This is a genomic window from Cytobacillus kochii, from assembly GCF_044790165.1.
GTDB classification, from domain to species: domain Bacteria; phylum Bacillota; class Bacilli; order Bacillales; family Cytobacillaceae; genus Cytobacillus; species Cytobacillus kochii.
In genome coordinates, this window is sequence record NZ_CP085254.1 from 4356412 (window position 1) to 4375846 (window position 19435).

Genomic DNA, 19435 nt, shown 5'->3' on the forward strand with positions numbered 1-19435 from the left:
CCTTATTCACCTCTCCTTTAGTGGAAAATCCCCATATATATCTTTTAAAGCAGATGCTACATCCTTTACTTGTACAAAGCATTCTAGTACAACTGATTTACCTACTCTATACGCAGCTATAGCTTCTTTAATTGAATCTACTAGTTCATGACAGGATTTTACTTGTAGGTGATGCAGATTTGAATGTACACCTATAAGCGCCGATTCCTCTTCATGAATAAAAACGGAAGATGCCTCATTATTTTTATTTTGATAAGCTAACCATCCATATCCACCATTATTTAAAACAACATATATGATGGGAATTTTATTCTGTACTACAGTTGAAAGATCGCTTTGGAAAAGAGTAAATGCACCGTCTCCTACTATAGCCACAACCATTTTTTCTTTTTGAGCTTGGGCAACCCCTACTGCTGCTGCTGCCCCAAATCCTAAGGGCGTTTGTTCGCTAGGAGTAATAGCATCCTGACCCGCTTTTAGAGCATGATAAGGATAGAAATAACTCCACATGTCTTGCAAACCATTTTCATGAACAAAAACAACCTCTTTTGGTAAATAACTATTTAACACTTTAAGAATGTCAGCAACCCTTAATTGATTATAATGATAAGTTACTGCATCCTTTTCTCTAAAGAGATGATTCTTTAAATTTTCCGTGAATTCAATCCACTGATATGAATCTTCTCTTGGAATACTAGTCTCCATTAATTTACTTAAAATTTCTTCTGCATCCCCCTGGAGATTGAAACTATCATACAAAAGATTGAAACCTTGCTCACTGATATTAATTTGTATCATTTTATTTGCTCTTAGTGAGGGTTCCCAACCGAAAGTAGCTGTTTCTTCGAGTCTACTGCCGACTGATATAAACAAATCTGATTGTGTGATAAGTCCCATCATATGAGCTGGACAATATAATCCTGCTAAACCACAAAAAAGAGGATCCTCTTCAGAAATCGCACCACGTCCTGAGGCTGTTACAAAAATAGGTGCTTTAAGCCATTCCGCAAATGCCTTTAATAGATGTCTATCTCTTCCTCGTTTCGTTCCTCCCCCGTAAATGATGATCGGTTTTGTTGATTCTTTAATCATCCTTCTTGCTTTGTTTATATTTTCTACATCTGCAGAAAGCTTTGAATGAATGGTAGGTATATATGAGGAAACTTCATTTTTCTGCATCTGTTGAAAACCAATGTCCTCTGGTATTTCTATATATACAGGTCCAGGTGATCCTGATGTGGCAAGAAATATTGCTTTCTTCATTACCCAATGAATTGAATCAGCACTCTCCACACGGTGGGCCCACTTTGCTAGAGGAGCCACAACTTCGTATTGATTAGCTTCCTGGAAAGACCTATTAAAGCCATATTTTTCTGTTTTCGTGCTAGTTGCAATGATTAAAACCGGTGCACATTGTGCATCTGCCTCAAGGACACCCGTCATACAATTCATCATTGCTGGTCCTTTTCCAACAACACATACACCTAATTGATTCATGGCTAAACTATAACCAGTTGCCATGAACATCGCATTTCTTTGATCCTTAGTTATTAAAAAATCAATGTTATTCTTTTTTATTTCTATCATTAGCGCAAGATCATCACTAGGCAAACCAAAAACTTGAGTTACTCCATTGCATTTTAGGGCTTGTGTAATTGCATACCACACTGTATTACTAGTCATGCTTCGACTCCCAATAATCATGGAGGATTTTCGAAAGTAAAATAGGCTTAATGATTAATTGACCTTTATAAGAAACATAATTAGCCATCGGTCCATAACCTCCGAACGGGGCATTTCCATTTTCTATATCTAATAAGGTTTTATTTATTGATACCGTATGCCTCTTATGTAATGCATCAATTAAATTTTTATTGCAGTCTCCATACACCGTTGCCCCCATCGCTCTCTCAAGAAAATAACCTGTTTTAAAAACTTCCAAGATTTCCTCCTCAGACTTATACGTAACCACATTAAAGATAGGAGAAAAGAATTCCGCCATTGGCAAATCATCCTCTATTTTGCTTAACAAGATCGTTGGTTCTATTCTTCTTTCACGATAATGAATATTACCCCCTGAGTAGATATAGTTACTAAATTGATTTAAATGTACGGCCACAACGTCTATTGCAGATAGGTAGTGAATAGGGCCATAATCCATTGCTCCGTCCTTATTGCTACCGAATTTGAGTACCTCTAATCTTTGTTTTAACATTGAAACAAATGGATCTTTCAAATGTTCTGGTACATAAATAACATCTGGACCTAAGCAGTCTTGCCCGGAATTATATGTTCGTATAGAAACAAGGTCATTAATGGATTTTTCTACATCCGCTGATTCAGTTAAGATAAATGGATTGACTCCGTGACCAAAGAAAACAAAGAATTGATCTTCTGAAAGTTGGAATTTAATTTCCTCAGCATTTTTATAGGCACCAGTAAAAATGACTAGTTCCGCCTGTAGAGCTGATTCTTTAATGTACTTTCGATGAGACAATTCTAATAATTGAATAGGCAACTGATGTATTTCTTTTAACAAATTGTGTAGCTGTCTAACTTGTTCAATAACAAGCCCTGATCCCCTAAATTCAATTTTTTCTACATAAAGCGAAGGGATTAACAAGTAGAGGACATATGAGTATAACAAAACGTTTGATGGCATAAATACTGACATACTATTCAATGTTGGTGGCCTATTTTCATTAACCTCTGCAATCGCGCGGGTGAGAGCTTGAATAGATATATTTATTTCATCTTTAGCTGTATGATAAGGTGAAACCTCTGTCAATATTTCCATCATACATTCTCTGTTTTTTTCGAGATATTCAATTGTACGCTCAATCGCTTCCTTTCTCTCCAGAACTAAAGATGGGAAAGGATCAACTATGATAGTGCTATGCAATTTGAATCCTCCTCTCTATTTTGATTCCATTGTGATGCAAGTTTTTGTAATCCAACCTGATCAACCTTTCCATTTAACAAGTATGGAAATTCCTTTAACACTAAGATTTTATTAGGCTGATAGAATGGATCTATATGTGTATAAATATTTCGTTTAATTTCAGCTATATTTGCAGGATCTTCCTCTATAAAGATAAGTACATATGAATCTTTCTTTTCGTCCTTAAAGGAAAAGACCTTCCCTCTATATCCCAAAGAATCAAATATTTCTTTTTCAATTGTTGCTGGGTATATGAGATAACCTTTCCTTAGGAACCCCTCCCCTTTTCGTCCAACTACATAAAGATGCTGATCTGGTGTCATATATCCCAAATCACTTGTACGGTACCATCCATCTAGAAAGGCTCTTTCTGTTTCTTTCTTTAAACCAAGGTATCCTTCCATTAATCCTGGGCTTTTTATTAACACTTCACCAATGTTTCCAGCTTGAGCTTCTTTTCCATATTCATCCATTATCATTATTCTTACACCCTCTAAAGCTTTACCGCAGCCTTTCTCGTTACCTGTATTTAAAGCTATATTTCCTGCTTCAGATAGACCATAGCCGTCAAGCAAGGGCCTGCCTACATAACCTTCAAAATCAGCAGCTAATTTAGCCGATAATGGAGAACCTCCAATACACCACAATCTAACACTTGATCTTTTTAAATCATTTCTAACCTCTTGCCTTTTTTCCATTAGCTGTATTAAAACATGATACGTAGAAGGAATAGCATCAACAACCGTTACTTTGTAATCAGAGATAGCCTTTAGAATTTTCCTTACTTTCTTGTAGTCACATAAGACCAAATGACAATCCATCATCCACCAAATGAACACCAAAGATAATCCGTAAAAATGGGAAAAAGGGATAACCGGTAATAATATGTCGTTTCGAAGGTAGCACATGCTTTTCATCGTACTTTCTAAATTGATAAACATGGACTGCCCAGACTTAATTATTGCTTTGGATTGGCCCGTTGAACCTGATGTATATAGTATTAGTGCATCCTTTCTCGATTTCCATTTTTCTATATTTAGTTTAAATTCTATATACGATATTTCATCTGGTGAGGCCAATGGCTTTATACTTATTGTATTCACGATAGGCAAATCACGATCTATTAAGCAAATCTTTGCATTGGTTTCTTCCATAACTCTCTTAATTTTTTGTTCCCCTACCTGACCATCTAGAAGTATAATGGAGCAGTCTAAATGGATTAGCGAAAATAGGGTAACAATAAACTCATAAGAATTTTCTGCGGAAATTACAACTCGATCTCCACTGGAGATACTGTGAAAAGATAAACTTTCGATAGATTGTCTTATATCATGGAAGAGTATTTGTTTTGTATAGGATCCACTCTCTGTAAATATCATTTTATTCCGTCCTTTAATGGGTCACTGCCTGTTTAATTATCGAATCAGGATCAACCTTAATGGTCTTAATTTTATTTTTCAGAAGTTGGTAAAATAAATTTTTAGGACCTACAACATATACCTCTTTGACTCCGAGAGATTCCATCTGTTTAGTTACTAAGTCCCAACGTACAGGGAGGTCATATCCTTCCGACATCATCACTTTTAATTGCTCTGACTGATTAATTAATCTTCCATCTACATCCGAGATGATGGGTAGAGTAGGCGGCTTAAATTGAACATTAGCAAAAACTTCCCTTTCTACATCTAGTCGTAAAGGAGTTAATATCTCACTATGGATGGGGTGTCCCATAGTATGAAGAGAAAAACACTTTGGCTTATTATTCAAGGTTCTTTTTAATAGATCAATTGTAGAAGCGCTACCGCAAAAACACATTACACTCTCCATATTTCCAACCAATTCTAAAAAGTGCCCTTTAGACTTGAAATCCTCAATGATTTTATTGGACTCATTCAATGAAAGATTATAAACAAAGTGAGTTTTGAAATCCCCCAGCCGTTCATACCATTCACCTGATAATTTATTGGATTCTTTTGTTATCCACACAGCTTCTTTATAAGAAATGCTTTTCACGTAAATCGCTGCAACAATTCCACCAAAACTCGGACCAATGACCACTTGAGGAGAAAGGCGATATTCCTCATAGAAATGGTCTAACATTGCCATTGTATTGGCAAGGAAGGCACATTCCATAATTACGTAATCTTTATCTCCTACATTTTTGAAAGCCTCAGTCAATGAAAAACCTAAAACCTCACTCGCCTCTTCAAATCTTCTTTTTGAAAATGGGCTATTTTGCATAAAAGTTTTAATATCTTCGTAGTATGATGGTGCTAAACCGGGAAATACTAGACCTATCATCTTTTAACCTCCAATAGACGAACTACTTCTTGTACATATTTTATTGATCTCCTCCGCCACAAGATATGATTCCACTTCAAAATCAATATCCGTAAATTGTAGTGATTTGGCTACAAAATTCCCAGGGCCTACCACAATCAACTTTTGCACATTATTTTCTGCTAAAAACTTTAGCGATTGATACCATTGAACAGGTTTGGTGTACTGATTAACCAACTCATTCGCTATCTCTTTCCCGGTATATAAGGGCGTGGCAGTTACGTTACTAACCAAAGGTTTAATGGGATTCACCGGCTTGATCATGGGCATGAATTCATTCTCAAATCTCTCTTTGACAGATTGAAGAAGAGAACAATGACCTGGTGGTCCATAAGGAATTGTGATTCCAAGGCCCCCAAGTGGTGATATTTTGCTACTTAGCTCCTCAAGACTTTTGGTATCTCCATTAACAATCATTTGATTGGAAGTTCCGTACATACATGGTTCTAGCGTACAGCCTTTATTACGTAATTCAGCAATATGGTAATCCAGTACCTCGGTATCAATGTTGTAGAAGAAATAAACTCCATTGCCCTTATTACTCTTCTCCTCAGCCTCCATTAAGCACATAGCTTGAATCATTTTAACAGTATCTGTAAAATCTAGACTTCCACTACAATGAATAGCATTTACTTGGCCTAGACTTGGACCTAAATAAAAATCTGGCTGACTAATTTCATTTCTAATCAGCTTATATAAAGCTGAACTGATTGTTACAATGCTCGTTCGGGCAATATCCCCACGATTTGTCATGGCCTCATTTTCTAAAAAAAAACTTTTTGCTAAGTCTATACCGATAATGTCACTTGCTTGTTCAAACTGTTCTCTTACTATAGGGAAACAATCATATAAATTTTTGAAATCGCCCTTTTTAAGTTTCATTAAAGGGGGAAACAATATGGCTGTTCTCAATTTTTCTACCTCCATCCATTCACATTAGTCCTCCATCAACGACTAATGTTTGCCCCGTGATATAACTTGATTTGTCTGAAGCAAGAAATGATACAGCTTCAGCAACTTCTTTTGCAGTCCCTAATCTGCCCATGGCGATTTTCTTTCGAAACTCAGTCATCTGCTTTTCTGGAATTCGATCTACCATTCCAGTTTCTTCAATATATCCTGGAGCAACTGCATTCACCCTGACATTATAAGGGGCATACTCCTTTCCAAGTGAACGTGTTAAACCAATTACTCCCGCTTTACTTGCGCTATATGCACTTAGTCGTTCTATTCCTACCAACCCTGAAAGGGATGATATATTAATAATTGAACCGCTTTGTGCTAACAACATGTGAAAAGAAACGGCATGAATGCAATTAATTGTTCCCATAATGTTGGTGTCCACAATCTCTTTCCACATCTCTACCGGGTTACTTGGAATTAATGCACCACCAAAACTGATTCCCGCGTTATTAACAAGTACATCAATTCGCTTATACGTGGATATTATATTTTGAAAAACATTTTTGACCATTTCAATATCATTGACATCCAGTTTTTCAAAAAACACACGCTCATGACCCGTTTCTTTTTTTATCTCCTCAACTACTTGTTTGATTTCTGATAAAGAAGATCGATATAGCATGATTACAGTTGCACCTAATTCAGTAAAATGCCTTGACATACTTTTTCCTATTCCTTTTGAAGCTCCTGTTATGACTACTACCTTTTCACTCCACATTAACGCCAACACCTTTTACCAAACTTGGAAAGCACTCATCCTTCCATTGATGATTGAGATATTCATATAATTCTTTTCTAGTTTTCTCCTTTTCACTTTTGGGGATCATATCCTCTGGCAGATTCCCCTCATCTTGAGAGTAATATTCCTCCCTCAAAATAGAAGAAACCACAGCATCATGATACTCTCCATCTAAGAAGAAATAGTCACGTAGCACCCCTTCTATTGTGACTTTATTTTTTATTAGAAAACGAATAGTCCTCAAGTTGTATAAACCATTAATGAATTGAACTTTGTGAGCATTTTTAAAATGAAATAAATAATCTAAAATCAATAATGAGGCTTCTGCCCCGTAACCCATATCCCATAAATCGGGATTTCCTATTACACCACCAAGTAAATAACTTCCTTCATACTTCTGAGGCTGCCAGGAAATAAATCCTATCTTTTCATTGTCATGTGTAAGCACTGTGGCATAATTTGTATTCCCTGTTCTAATATCAGCCTTAATGTCCTCCAATGTGGCAAAGTCTTGGGCTCCTCTCGCCAATGCACTTACTTTTGATGGACAAACCCATTTTGAGAACAACTTAAAATCTTCTTCTTCAAGAGCCTGTAGTTTAACAAAATTACCTTTCATAATTTCCTCCTAATTGTATTTATTAAGCTCATCATAAAATAGGAGTGGGTCAAAAGAACCCGTAAATCACGCAAATGTAAGTCGTCTTCTTACATTCTCCTATCTTAGTTCTGTGTTACTAGTTGGGATGTGTATACTGTATAAATAAAGTGGAGGTGAACCTCACTTTTGAACTATTTCCCTCTATTTTTTCCATAAAAAAAAGTCTGACATTTGGTCAGACTCTATGCATATACCGTTTGAACTTTTCTTATACTTATTGATTGATTCTGCAATAGTATGGCCTTCGTCATCTTAACCGCCAGACCCACTCTTGAGTTTACTTTTAATTTTTGCATACTAGATGTAATATAGTATTCAACTGTCCGCTTACTTAAATACAAAGTATCTGCGATTTGTTGATTGGTTTTATCATTTATTAACTCTTCTACGACTTTTAACTCCATTTCAGTTAAAATCGTAGGTATATACTTCAACTCTTCGTCAAGATCAAACGGAATTTTATTAGCCATTAAAGGAAAGATATATTGCTTTAATGCTGTCGAAAAGTAAAAGCCGCCCTTTTCTATCATTTCAATAGCAAAATGTATCTCTTCTGGTTTTTCCTTTGAAACGATTCCTTGGACATTACTTACAACAGAGATTAAATGCTGCTCCCTTTTTCCAATTAATACAATGCTAGGAACTTTATTTTCTAGAAGACTGTCTATATAAATGCTTTTAACTTTATTAATAATTGCCAAGGAGAATCCCTTTAAAAATAGTGGATCTTGTAAAAGATTTTCATTGTTTAAGTAATGAAGCTGATATTTTTCCTTATTCAATAATACGGAATGTATCGAGCCTTTTTTGAACGCCTTCTCTTTCCCCACAATCAAAACTTTTTTAGGCTTCATAACTTTTTCTCCTAGTGATGGCCTGGGATAGGTTTATCTTCGAATATACCTATACCGATGTTATCAGCACCATTACTTTGTACTACTTCAGATTTAATCACTCCATTAAATACGCCTATAGTAAGTAGTAAACCAACAATAAATTTATTTAGGACTTTCATCCTCTTTTTCCCCTCCTTTTGATTATCTAATACCATTATCACCCAAAAATTTGTTAAAATGTATATGTATTTACGCAATATTTAGACATATTTCATTAGGAGGATTGGTCTTTTGGAGAAAACAGGTGAAAAAATTGCCTTTTATCGAAAGAAAAACGGGTTTTCTAGGCAATATTTAGCTGATAATATATGTGATGAATCCACTTTATATCGTATCGAAAAAGGACAGCAACTGCCTAGATTGGATATATTGAAAGAGATCTGCATGAAACTTAATATCCCTATTGAATACATTTTATCAGATAATGATGAAGCAGAACTTATATCCTACGTACAAAAATTTAAGAGGCTTTGCCGTGAGAGTCTCTATCAATTAGATTTTATCACTTTACAATACCACTATGAAGAGGCAAAAAATTTCTCTAATAACAACCCTTTATTAAACAACCGACAATTCCTCAGATTTCTAAGTTGGATTGAGGCAGTTCTTTATCATAAACGAGATCAAAACCCTGAAAAGGCTGAAATACTGCTACGAAAACTCATCCAAAACGGTAAAATTATTAACGAAATAGATATTAATATAACGAATTCTCTTGGATTATTACTCTTGGAACAAAATAAATTAAAAGAGGCTCTTCGTCTTTTTAGCTCATCATACAAAGCTTTAGAAAATAGTCCCTATATTGAGGATAAGTCCCTCTTCCCTAGAGTAGCCTATAATCTGGCCTGTCTTTACTATGAAAATCATAGAGATAGTGAATGCTTTGATATTTGTTATCGCCTAGAGTACTACTTACAATCTAATCACTTATTTTATTGTGCAGGAGAAGTAAGATATCTATTGGGCATTCTACATAAGCGAAAAAACGATTTAGATATCGCCCAACAATACTTCGATGAAGCAGTAAATATATTTTCTTTTGAAAGGAAATATGCTTTCTGTAGCCAATCACTACACTCCCTTGCAGAAATTCACTATTTAAAAGGGGATTCCAGAAATGGTGAGTTACATGTTAACAAAGCATTAAGCATAGCAGATTCAATTAATGATCAAGAAATATCTAACGCCATCAAAAAAGAAATAAAGCATACTAAAAAACAGTATGCTAGTAGGATTTAATAATAGTAGAGTGTAGTATCTCTTTTATGATCTTAATTGTTGAAGTGATATCGTCATCTGTAATATGTCTATGAATAACCGCTCGTATTCTACCATATCCCATCTCAGAAAATATTACATTATTTTTTTCTGCAGCCTCAAGAAATGACTTCCAAGTGAAATTTTCATTATTGATTTTGAACATGATTATATTTGAATGTACATCCTTTGTTTCAACCTCAATCCCATCAATCGCTTCTAATTCTTTCGCAAGTCTTTTCGCTTTCTGATGATCTTCTGTCAGTCTATCTATCATGGTTTGAAGGGCCACCAAGGCGGGAGCTGCTAAAATTCCCGCCTGGCGCATTCCTCCACCCAACATTTTTCTAATTCTTCGTACTTCGTTAATGTGTTGTTTTGTTCCTGATACAATCGAGCCTACAGGTGCCGATAATCCTTTTGATAAACAAAATTGTAAAGAGTCCACATGCTGTGTAATCTCTTTTATATCGACACCCAATGAGAGAGCTGCATTAAAAACACGGGCCCCGTCCATATAGATAGGAATATGATTTTCATCCCCAAAACGCTTTATCTTACTTAAGTAATCTAAGCTTAACGCTTTCCCTCCACACCTGTTATGTGTATTCTCAAGACAAATTAATGCCGGCAGAGCAAATTGAGGATCGTTCTTATCAATTGGAATTGCGTTGGCTAAATCTTCTATAGAGAGACTTCCATCTGACTGTGTACGAATAGGTTCGTACATAATCCCCCCGCAAACGGAAGCTCCTCCAGCTTCAAAAATATAGATATCAGATTCATCGCCAACAAGTGCTTTTGTTCCTCTTGGGCAGTATGCCATGATAGATGCTAAATTCGCCATTGTACCACTTGGCATAAAGCAGGCCGCTTCTTTCCCTGTTAACTTTGCAGCAAATTCTTCAAGATGATTTACTGTTTCATCCTGCCCATAGACATCATCACCTAGCTTTGCTTCTTGTATTGATTGCATCATGGCATCTGTTGGCAACGTAATTGTATCACTTAAATAATTGATCATGTACACACTCCTCAATTCGCATTGATTGTTCAAAACCATCCAATAAACATTTCATTTCACTATAAGTTTGTGAGGCTACCACCATATAACCTATTCGGCCATACGCATTTTCCGCTTTCTTTACATAGTCACCAGGTACTTTAGAATAACGAATCTCTTTTATATCACTATGAGATGTAACATTATGCAATTCTTTTATTTCCCCTGACACACTAGGCACTAAAAATTTGATACCTGCAGTTAAAGACTTTTTTTTCTCAATTATCGGTTCAATTCCTGATGCATTCTTTAATTGTTCTTTAAGCAGATCCACTCCAGTTGCATATTTTATAAGTTCAGGTATCATACCTCCTGCAAGTCTCCCATTAAACTCCACTAAAAATACTTTATTATCTTTTATCTTTATCTCTAGATGAGCAGGTCCTGATTTCCAATGTAAACTTTCAAGAATAAGTAAAACCCCTTTTTCAATTATTCCTTTAAGATTTTCATCTATCCTAGCTGGAAATACATGACCACTTTCTATAAAAAAATCGCCCTTCTTTAATTGTTTTTCTGTCACTCCTATCAGATGATGTTTACCTTTAACGGAAAAAACTTCTACGCTGTATTCTTGCCCTTCTATATACTCTTCGATCAAAGCTCCTTGTTTTTTCATTTGACCTCTGACATTATGAGTAATTCTCATTATCTCTTTTGCATATGCAGATAATGATGGATAGTCCATACATTTACGTACGAAATTGGACCCGCTATCATCAATTGGCTTTACAATGACTGGATAAATAAGTTCACCTTTTAATAATTCTAAGTCTTGCTCTGATTCTACTAATCTAAAATATGGTTGATAGACTTCTGAGCATTCTCTTAATACCTGTCTAACAGCAGACTTATTTCTTACAATTTCGATTGTATCCGGCGAATTCCCAGAAAAATGAAAAAAGCGATTCAAACATGCGACAGTATAAATATAAAATTCACTTGTTGTTGTAATACCTGCAATCTCTTCTATTGCAAAGTGATTCAAAATTGTATGTTTCAAACCTTCTAAATCATTCGTTTCTGCTATAACAACCTCACAATCAATTAATGTCAATTGCTCATAACGGCTAGAATTATTTGTTATGAACACTGGCCTTAACCCTAGTTCCACCGTTTTTTCCAGTGCCAGCATTCCTGTACCAGTCGTATTAGATTCAATAAACAGCAACTTCTTCATTCACTTTCTCCCCTCGATTGATATGGGTATATGACCAATTACACACATCCTTAATATCCTTTTCCTCGACAGGATTCATGTTTAAACAATTGCTGAAGATACCGTGTTTCCTTAAATACTTCTCATCATATATTGAATGAAAATAGCGATCCCCTCTGTCTGGAAAAATGCCAACAATCACATTGTCTTTGTTGACTTGTGTACTTAGCCATCTACTTACAGCATAAACACTCCCCGAGCTATTTCCAGCAAATATCTTCTCATGTCTAGCAAGTTCTAGAGTCCATGAAAAAGCTTCCTGATCATTCAGCCAATGCACACTATCTATTATGGAGTAATCAACATTTTGCGGCTTCAAGCTATTCCCCAATCCTCCTTGCAGTCTGTGGGGCTGATCTTTTTGTTGGAAAATCGCACTTCCTACTGCATCTACTGCAATAACCTTTAATGAGGGATTCTCCTTTTTTAAAGCTTTAGCCGTTCCACATAAGGACCCTCCACTTCCCACTGCCGCTACCAAATAATCAACTCTACCGATATCATTGATTAAGTCATTGGCCAAATCCTCATAAGCAAGGGGGTTATTAGGATTTTCATATTGTCTTGGCCAAAAGGCATTGGGATGGGATTCCATAAAGCGATGAAGGTAATTAAGTCTCGCCCTTTGCCACCCTCCCTCCTCTTCCATTTCTTTTACAATATGAACATGGGCTCCCAAAGCCTTCATTTTTGCCAACGTTAACTGATCAATACGTGGATCCGTAATAATATGCACATCATAGCCGAGATACGTTCCTACTAATGTAACTCCCATAGCCAATGTACCTGAAGAACTTTCTACAATGACGCCTCCAGGTTTTAAAATTCCCGCATTGATTGCTTCATAAATTGCCTTTTTTGCTACTCGATCCTTCATACCAAAAGGATTATTCATCTCTAACTTTGCATAAACCGGTGCGACACTATTTGCTTCAAGCCGTAGCCTGACTGCTGGTGTCCTACCTATCAGATTGATCATACTATCATTCACCAAAGCCACCCCCCGCCTTCTCTTGTAGAGGGTAGGGAGTGAAAGACTTCAGCACTTAGTCCAAAGGATTTAAACTTTTCAATACCCTTTTTCAATTTATCTATATAATTGGGATCCGTATCCGATAGTAAAACTCCAATATAAGTACCACTATGAGCTGTAACTATACCAATCCCTCCTATTTCTTGATTAATTCTTTTCATTTTATCTATTAACAATTTCGGTCTAACCTTTTGATTCATCTCTGTACTTCTTGTCGCTACCTGCCCCAGTAAGTTCACATCGCCTACTACAATAGCACCTTCTGCCTGTTGTAAAAGACGTTCATATTCTACCTTTTCTTTTTGATTAAATGGTTTAATTTGGTGGTTGAACTCAATTGTATCTACTACCCCACCTTCATCAATTGCAAGAACGGTTAATGGTGGACAACTACCAAAGTTGCCTCTGATCTTAACTTCGCGATGGTAATAAGACACAACGCCTTCATACATTATGCCATCGGAGGGCTCAATTCTTCTCATCATCTCTTCTAAAAGATAAATAGGAATCTTAATTGGGTAACAGTCTTCTATTGCCCTTATAGCTGCCACCATATCAGCAGTCGAGCTCGCCAACCCTTTCCCCTCAACAAGCTCACTATCTATTTCCAGTCTTCCTCCTGTAGGTAAGTTAAAATAAGACAAAATATTAATAGCTAATTGTCTAGTTTTTTTCTTATGGGGAGGAAAAACTTCTAACTCTTGAGCAGATGGGGATGAGTTAAAATAGCAAGTCGAAAACCGATTAATCGGAAAAGTGACTAAAAATTCCTGATTATCTGGTAGGATCCCTTGTAGGAATTCTCCAAAGGTACCACATGCTCTACCAACACCGGTAATCACTTCGTTATCACATACCATTTTGGCTTCCTTAATCATTTACATTTTCCTTTCCGGGCACCCATTTATTCAATCTCTGCTTTGCCTCGGTCACCTTTTCTGTTATCCGATTAAAACGACGAATAAACTCTGCGTTTTGCCTTTTCTGACACTCTATGATTTCATTTACTTCTTCAGGATGAACAGAGCCGGCTGTAATTTTTACTAACAAAGCCTTTTCTGGGTCAAATATATCAACTAAAGTAGCTTGATTCATCTGAAGCTGTTTATAGCCATACCGCTCGCAGACTTGTGATAATAATAAAATAGGTAGTTTTTTTGGCGCAATTCCCTCATTGATTGCTAAGGTGATGAATTCACCTGAAATGACTTGGGCCTTACGATAAGGAATGCCTTCTTTAGCTGATAAATAATTGGCTAACGTAAATCCACCAAGGTAATCCTCTTCACATCTTTTTTTCATCTTATTTATGTTGAAATCAATATTCTCAAAAATAAGTAGCAGAAGATCAGCAATGTCATTTGCTGTTTGGAAAAGCCGTGGAAGGTTGCTCGATGATTCCTTTGAAACCTCCACTAGATTACTAAAGGGTGTATTCCGTTGACCCAACATAAAATCCTGATAATAACTAATTAGATGACTTGTTTTTCCTCTAATTCTCTCTAGTATAGGAAGATTTCTTTTTTGTGGCATGGAGGAAGAGATACCTACTAGTTCATCAGGAAAATGAAGGAATTGATATTCACTACTCCCCCAGTTCATCATATCTGTCATGAAACGGCTCATATTCACACCAAAGAATGCCAGACTCTCTCCTATTTCTAAGATCCAATCCCGTGATGCCACACATACTAAAGCATGTCCACCAAATGAATCGAAACCTAGATCATTTGCCATCATTTCCAAATCCCATGGATACTCCTGACCTGACATTGCCCCAGAGCCTAATGGACAACTTTCATTTATAGACTCCAAACAAAGAACCATTTTCTCTAATGTCTTCTGTATATGACGGCTTATGGCAGTCAGATAGAATCCTACACTCATCACCTGCGCCGTTTGAAAGTGTGTATAGCCTGGCATAATCGTCCTTTTGTACTTAGAAGCCAGTGCCCATAACTCTATCAAGAGCTTTTGAAATTTTTGAATGAGACTGATCCATGAATCCCTTGCATACATTAACTGTCCGCATGCCTGTAAATCATTTCTGCTTCTGTCTAAATGCCAATTTAATACTGGCTTACCCAAGTTCTCATCAATTGCCTTTTCAATAGAAAAGGCAATATCATTCATATTAGAATAGGCGCTTTTAATAATATTTTCTTTTTGTACAGATTCTACGCTTTCTAAGAGTTTTACAGCATCTGTTGTATTAATTAAATTCATTTCTTCATAAGATTTTATGAGCACTTTTTCAATAGAAAGATAATGTTCTAGATAGTTTTCTGACTCAAACAATAGCTGCGGATATAATATAAGCTTATTCATGATTTCATGCGGGGGACTCTTGACTCTTCCTGTCATTCTCAATTTGCTTCATCTCCTTTAACGATAATAATTGATCCATCATTGTTCCTATTACTACAGAATGTGGAGATTCCAGTAAATTATTATGATTACCATCAACTGGTATGACCGTTACCTTGCCTAACGTCCTATTCCGCCAAATGTTTTCATCTACAAGTGCATGAGGCTGAGTCTCATCAATCTTTTGACATTTAAAAAGAATTAAATCTGAAGTAATTTCTTGAACAAACTTATACGACTCACATGCAATGTTATTCTGCCCCATTACTTCAATGATTCTTTTGACATCCTCTTGTTCTGAGCCTTTAGGTAGTACACCTTTTCTAATCGCTCTCTCTAAGACTTCTGCATATTTATCCTTATTTGAAAGTTGACTAAATGCCTCTAAGTCCATCCCTAAACTATGTGCCCATACGATCAATGGATCCCTATTAGTTACTGACTGCAAGTTATGAAAAGGGTGAGCATCAAAAAGTATCACTGATGACACATGATAGTTTCGCTCTTCTAATATTCTTGCCATTTCTACCGCAATTGTCCCACCCATGGACCAACCAGCTATTCTGTACGGACCTTCTGTTTGAATTTTTAATACTTCCTCCACATATTTAACTGCCATTTCTTGTATAGTACTTAATGGTTGCTGATTATCTCCATATCCAATGGATTCTATTCCATATATAGTAAGATTTATAGACATATCTTTCACGAGAGGCATATAACAGAGTGCCCCCCCACCTCCAGGATGAATCAAAAATAATGGGGGGTGAGTTGTATCTGATTGCTTTAAAACAACTACATTATTATCAACTTTCACTTTGTTGCCATCTTCAATAAATTCACTCAATTGTTCAATCGTTCTATACTTAAATAAATCAGAAATCGTCATACTGATATTAAACTCTTTTCGAACGGCAGCAACTACTTCAATGGCTTTTATACTGTAACCACCGAGATCAAAGAAATCCTCTTTAACCCCCAATTCTTTAATACCTAATACCTCTTGCCAAATGTGACAAAGTTTGATTTCCACATGGCTCTTTGGCATTAACTTCACTTTGCTCACAAGGTCATTTCGCTCAAAAGGCAATTCGTTGACGAGAAGTTTACCATTTGAGGAGAGGGGAATTTCATCCACCCAAACAAAGGATGCTGGTACCATATAATGCGGAAGCACTTGTTGCAGTCTCCGTTTTATGTTTGCAGCTATTATTTGACTATCTTTATTTTTAACAAGAAAAGCATAGATTTGATTTTCTCCATTATTTATATGTGTAACGACTGCAGCATCTGTTATCTCAGGGTAATCTAGAATTGTACTTTTTATCTCGTTTAATTCTATTCGAAAACCTCTAATCTTTACTTGGGAATCCTTCCTTGATATAAACAAAAACTCATTGTTTGCCAGTTGCTTCACAATGTCCCCTGTTTTGTAAAACATTTGATTTTTTCCACTTACATCTAAAGTAATAAATGTGTTTTTTGTTAACTCTTCATTGTTAATATACCCCTGTGATACACTTGGACCACCAATAAACAATTCTCCTTCAACGCCTTTAGGAACGAGTTGAAGATTCTCATCTAATACTATTAGTTGGTAACCTCCAAAGTTTTTCCCTATTGGCATCGTTACGTTAGGGTATGTTTTACTACATATATGATAACTTGCCGCAACAGTCGCTTCTGTTGGCCCATATAAGTTGACTAGTGTTGCATCGATATTAATCGACCCATAGAATTTTTCTACTATTCTCCTATTGAGTGCTTCACCTCCTGTGAAAACCAGTCGAAGCGAGTCATTATTATTAAATAGAGATTGATCATTCAATTTATCTATTAAACTATGAAACAGCTGTGCTCTCGTGACTCTTTCTTGATACATTAAATTCGCTAAATAAGCGATATCAAATTGATTCTCTTGTTTCGTGAGAACCAATGTACCTCCTCCTATCAGCGAACCAAATATTTCGGTTATTGACGCATCAAAAGTAAAATTTATGTTTTGTAAGACCCTTTCACTTTCTTGATAAGGAAACACTTCTAAGTAATCATCAATATGATTGAGCAATGATGCATGTGTAACTTTAACTCCTTTTGGTTTGCCGGATGAACCCGATGTATATATTACATATGCTAGCATCTCATCTGGAGGCAATTCCTTTAAACACAGGAGTGGTTTATCCAGCTCTGATTGCATTGCCTCTTTTATGTTTATAATCTGATAAGGGAACCCATGTTGATTCACTACTTTATCAGTCAACAAAAGCGGGGCATTTGCATCACTAAGCATATAATTCATCCTGTTTACAGGAAGCGCTGGATCAATTGGTAAATACGCACACCCACTTTTGATAATTCCCAATATTGCCGCTATTTGATCTAAAGTCCGACTCATCGAAAGACCTATTATGCTCCCTTGTTTACTACCGTTTCTTCTTATTATGGCTGCAATCTGATTACTCTTTCTCTCCAATTCTGCAAAAGTATAACTGCCTGAATCTGTTTTGACAGCGCAGGCATTTGGCTTATAAAGAGAGTGATAGGCAATCCTATCATGGATATAAGATGGCGGCCTTCCCTTCATATTAAAGCTTGTTAATTCGGCAATTTCATGTTTACTCATAAAGCTCAATTTAGATATTGGCTTATTAGGATCCGCCATAATATCTTGAACTAATTGAATATAATGATTAATGAACCTTTCCATTGATTGCTTGCTTAAAATATCAGGGTTGTACTCAATTTCTGCATATGCTTGATTTCCTTCAGCATTTATATACAGGACCTTATCAAACTTTGATGTACCTGTATTAATTTTTTCATACTCGACCTTTAAACATTGTTCACCTTCTGTTCCTTGCTCATGGTAAGTAAATAGAACCTGAAATATCGGATGATAAGAGTTTTCCCTTTTGGGGTTAACCTCTTGGACAATTCTCTCAAATGGAACCGTACTGTTTTCGTATACATTTAGAAAAGATTTGATTGTCTTTTTCAATACGGATGAAAATTTACTATAGGGTTTTAAAGACATACGGATAGGAAGTGTATTAACAATAAATCCAATCATATCTTCGGTAAATGCTGCTTTTCTATTAGATATTGGACTACCTATGACAATATCTTTTTGACCGGTATATCTATAAAGTAAAATAAAATAGGCTGCCATAAAAAAGGCGTTCATTGTGGATCCACTCTTTTGAGTATACTCCCTTACCTTTCCTACCAACACGTTAGGAAAAGATAGCCTAATATTGTTGCCGCTGTAGGTTTGTTCTCTTGGTCTTGGGAAATCAGCTTGTAATTGTAAAAAGGGAGAAGCATCTTTCAAGTATTCCTTCCAGAAGCCAATACTCTGTTCTAGTTTCCCATCAAGAAGTGACTCACTTTCCCAATTAGCAAAATCCGCATAGTGATATTCAGGATCGCTAATTTGAAGCTCATCCCCTTTTTCTAAGTGGGTATATATATTTAAAAGTTCTTTTTTGAATATATCTAAGGACCACGCATCATAAATAATATGGTGTACATTAAAAAGAAAGTAATGAAAATGCTCATCGATTTTAATTAATTCAAAATTAATGAGAGGACCCTTTTCGATATCAAATGCTTTTTTTGCAAAGCTCTGTATATACTCTTCTAACTTTACTTCTTCTTCAATTTCTTGCTTATTTTTCATTATCAATTTAAAAGTTGGAGAAGAGACAGAAACTTTTTGTACTGGCTCTCCATCCACTTCAAGAAATGTCGTTCGAAATATTTCATGCCTTTCAATCATTTTCATAATTGAAAGTTCTAGTATGTTTTCATTTAATCTACCACTAAGCTTAAAGATAAAAGGAATATTATAAGTTGGACTCTTTTGAAATAACTTTTCAAAATACCATATTCTCTTTTGTCCAAAAGAAGCCGGGAGAAGATACACATTTTCTTCTAATGACTCGTCCATTTTT

The 19435-nt window shown here is 35.9% G+C and carries 16 protein-coding genes; 1 reads left to right on the top strand and 15 read right to left on the bottom strand.

Annotation, left to right across the window (positions count from 1 at the left end):
- Positions 1 to 6: 6 nt before the first annotated feature.
- The 9 genes from LG276_RS22205 to LG276_RS22245 form a co-directional block, all read right to left on the bottom strand.
- Positions 7 to 1683 carry a thiamine pyrophosphate-binding protein gene (locus tag LG276_RS22205; protein WP_404292923.1) on the bottom strand — a complete coding sequence of 559 codons (1677 nt, stop codon included), beginning with the start codon at positions 1681 to 1683 and terminating at the stop codon, positions 7 to 9.
- Complete coding sequence (locus LG276_RS22210) at positions 1676 to 2902, bottom strand: aldehyde dehydrogenase family protein (protein ID WP_404292925.1); 1227 nt, start codon at positions 2900 to 2902, stop codon at positions 1676 to 1678. The genes LG276_RS22205 and LG276_RS22210 overlap by 8 nt, the downstream gene beginning before the upstream one ends.
- Positions 2884 to 4320 (bottom strand): class I adenylate-forming enzyme family protein, encoded by a 1437-nt coding sequence (locus LG276_RS22215; protein ID WP_224936812.1) that lies wholly within the window; start codon positions 4318 to 4320, stop codon positions 2884 to 2886. The genes LG276_RS22210 and LG276_RS22215 overlap by 19 nt, the downstream gene beginning before the upstream one ends.
- Before the next feature lie 13 nt (positions 4321 to 4333).
- Complete coding sequence (locus tag LG276_RS22220) at positions 4334 to 5242, bottom strand: hypothetical protein (protein ID WP_404292927.1); 909 nt, start codon at positions 5240 to 5242, stop codon at positions 4334 to 4336.
- 3 nt (positions 5243 to 5245) lie between these two features.
- On the bottom strand, positions 5246 to 6193 hold the full coding sequence (locus LG276_RS22225) for an ACP S-malonyltransferase (protein ID WP_224936814.1): 948 nt from the start codon (positions 6191 to 6193) through the stop codon (positions 5246 to 5248).
- 19 nt (positions 6194 to 6212) lie between these two features.
- Complete coding sequence (locus LG276_RS22230) at positions 6213 to 6962, bottom strand: SDR family NAD(P)-dependent oxidoreductase (protein WP_404292929.1); 750 nt, start codon at positions 6960 to 6962, stop codon at positions 6213 to 6215.
- On the bottom strand, positions 6952 to 7602 hold the full coding sequence (locus tag LG276_RS22235; RefSeq protein ID WP_095371516.1) for a GNAT family N-acetyltransferase: 651 nt from the start codon (positions 7600 to 7602) through the stop codon (positions 6952 to 6954). Before LG276_RS22235 ends, LG276_RS22230 begins: the two co-directional genes overlap by 11 nt.
- Before the next feature lie 224 nt (positions 7603 to 7826).
- Entirely contained in the window at positions 7827 to 8498 is a 672-nt protein-coding gene (locus LG276_RS22240) for a LuxR C-terminal-related transcriptional regulator (RefSeq protein ID WP_251162347.1), read from the bottom strand.
- An 11-nt stretch (positions 8499 to 8509) separates the two neighbouring features.
- The gene (locus LG276_RS22245) at positions 8510 to 8659 is read right to left on the bottom strand and encodes a hypothetical protein (RefSeq protein ID WP_224936817.1); all 150 of its coding nucleotides are present in this window, start codon (positions 8657 to 8659) and stop codon (positions 8510 to 8512) included.
- A 112-nt stretch (positions 8660 to 8771) separates the two neighbouring features.
- On the opposite strand from LG276_RS22245, the gene LG276_RS22250 reads away from it, so the two are divergent.
- Positions 8772 to 9782, top strand: a complete 1011-nt coding sequence (locus LG276_RS22250; protein ID WP_251162348.1) for a helix-turn-helix domain-containing protein — start codon at positions 8772 to 8774, stop codon at positions 9780 to 9782.
- Here LG276_RS22250 and LG276_RS22255 read toward each other — a convergent pair.
- The 6 genes from LG276_RS22255 to LG276_RS22280 are packed head-to-tail and all read right to left on the bottom strand — an operon-like array spanning position 9769 to position 19431.
- Complete coding sequence (locus LG276_RS22255; protein WP_341105379.1) at positions 9769 to 10824, bottom strand: GntG family PLP-dependent aldolase; 1056 nt, start codon at positions 10822 to 10824, stop codon at positions 9769 to 9771. The genes LG276_RS22250 and LG276_RS22255 overlap by 14 nt on opposite strands.
- Positions 10805 to 12043: an ATP-grasp domain-containing protein gene (locus LG276_RS22260; RefSeq protein ID WP_404292932.1), complete on the bottom strand. Its 1239-nt coding sequence runs from the start codon at positions 12041 to 12043 to the stop codon at positions 10805 to 10807. Before LG276_RS22260 ends, LG276_RS22255 begins: the two co-directional genes overlap by 20 nt.
- Positions 12021 to 13076, bottom strand: coding sequence for a cysteine synthase family protein (locus LG276_RS22265; protein WP_341108248.1), 1056 nt, complete (start codon positions 13074 to 13076; stop codon positions 12021 to 12023). The genes LG276_RS22260 and LG276_RS22265 overlap by 23 nt, the downstream gene beginning before the upstream one ends.
- Complete coding sequence (locus LG276_RS22270) at positions 13070 to 13993, bottom strand: kinase (protein ID WP_224936822.1); 924 nt, start codon at positions 13991 to 13993, stop codon at positions 13070 to 13072. Before LG276_RS22270 ends, LG276_RS22265 begins: the two co-directional genes overlap by 7 nt.
- On the bottom strand, positions 13986 to 15479 hold the full coding sequence (locus tag LG276_RS22275; RefSeq protein ID WP_341108246.1) for a lyase family protein: 1494 nt from the start codon (positions 15477 to 15479) through the stop codon (positions 13986 to 13988). Before LG276_RS22275 ends, LG276_RS22270 begins: the two co-directional genes overlap by 8 nt.
- Positions 15448 to 19431 (bottom strand): amino acid adenylation domain-containing protein, encoded by a 3984-nt coding sequence (locus LG276_RS22280; protein WP_404292934.1) that lies wholly within the window; start codon positions 19429 to 19431, stop codon positions 15448 to 15450. The genes LG276_RS22275 and LG276_RS22280 overlap by 32 nt, the downstream gene beginning before the upstream one ends.
- Positions 19432 to 19435 lie beyond the last annotated feature (4 nt).